This is a genomic window from Inquilinus sp. (genome assembly GCF_057815775.1).
This window is the reverse complement of the sequence record NZ_JBYRFX010000822.1, coordinates 1-1,526: the sequence shown is the minus strand read 5'-3', so window position 1 is coordinate 1,526 and position 1,526 is coordinate 1. Positions and strand designations below refer to the sequence as shown.

The 1,526-nt window shown below is 68.9% G+C and carries 2 protein-coding genes; both read right to left on the bottom strand.

The features are described 5' to 3' along the window. Positions 1–189: hypothetical protein (locus AC3XYG_RS29495; protein ID WP_489143447.1), on the bottom strand; the 189-nt coding region annotated here is incomplete at its 3' end. 33 nt (positions 190–222) lie between these two features. Continuing rightward, positions 223–1,526, bottom strand: a 1,304-nt coding sequence (locus AC3XYG_RS29490) for a thiamine pyrophosphate-binding protein (protein ID WP_489143446.1), incomplete at its 5' end; no start/stop codon positions are given.

The following is a 1,526-nucleotide window of genomic DNA, read 5'->3' as shown; positions in this document are numbered from 1 at the left end:
CGCGGCGGACATCAGCCCGGCCAGGGTCTCGTCCGGCGCCAGAACCCGCCGCCGCTCGATGCCCTGGAACAGATCGGAATGGCTGGTGCTGTGGGTCCGGATCCAGTCGAAGACCGGGTCGTCATTGGTCCGGATCTGGTCCGGCACCGCGAAGCCGACGCCGGTGATGCGGGCCGCCTTGTCAGCCATAGGGTTCCTTGCAGGTTATCGTGAGGGTGGAGGTCAGCCGGCCTGCGGCGGCGTGCGGTAGTAGGGCGGGACTTCCGACCGGTCGATGTCCAGCACGATCACCTGCGGCCGACGGCGCGTCTCGGCCTGGTCGATCGCCTGCAGCAGTGCTTTGCGCAGCCCGGCCGGGTCGTTCACCCGCCGGGTGTCGGCGCCAAGCCCGGTGGCGTAGTCCACCAGGTCGGGGTTGCCCAGCTTGTAGTAGTCGTTCCAGGACGGCACCGGCGGGTTCGGGAAGAAATGCTCGTTGCCCTGGCTGACCATGGCCAGGTCGTTGTTCTCCAGCACGATCCAGATGGCGCCGATGTTGTATTGCGCGGCGGTCGAGACCTCGGCGCCATGCATCAGGAAGGCGCCGTCGCCGGTGATCGACAGGCAGGTCCGGTCCGGGGCGCCGAACTTGCCGCCGATCACGGAGCAGACGCCGAAGCCCAGCGGCCCGGTGTCGAGCGACAGGTGGATCTGGGTCGGCGGATCGATCGCCAGGTCGTTCAGCGACCAGCCGACGCAGTTGGCGCAGTCGATGAAGATGTGGCTGCCGGGCGGCACCACCTCGTTGATCACCCGCATCGCCGATTGCGGCAGGATCGGCACGGCGTCGGAAATGCGCTTCTCCGGATCGTACCAGGGGGCATGGTTGTCGCGGATCCAGCGGACATAGGCCTTGCGCTCGGCCACCGCGGCGGCGTCCGGCTCCACCAGCGCGCCCATGGCGCAGAGGTCGTCGATGAACTGGCCGAGTTCGCAGACGATTCCGAGCTGGATCGGGTAGGTCCGGCCGATCACCGACTGGTCGGCATCGACCTGGATCAGCGGCCCCTGCGGCAGCAGGGCCGGGCTCCAGTTGCTGGTCGCCAAGTTGCCCAGCATCGACCCCATCACCATCAGCGCGTCATAGGCCGGGCCGCCGCCGGCGGCGCCGACATACAGGCTGGGCCAGATGCAGCCGGCCAAACCGACATTGCGCAGGGCCAGGTCGTGGTTTTCCGGGAACAGCCCCTTGCCGTCGGGCGAGGTCATCACCGGGATGCCGAAGCGCTCGACGAAGGCGATGAAGCGGTCGCGGCGGTCGCCCTGCAGGGCGAAGCGGTTGCCGTTGCCGAGCATGATCAGCGGCCGCTTCGCCGCCAGCAGCAGATCGAGCGCCTGGCGGGTGCGCTGCGGGTCGCTGGCGGTCGGCACCGTGCGGTAGTTCTCCCAGCTGGTCGGGAATGCGACCGGCACGGTCGGCGCCAGGTCGGAGACGTCGACCGGCACGCTGACATGGGTGGCGCGGAACGGGATCGACAGCGCGTCGC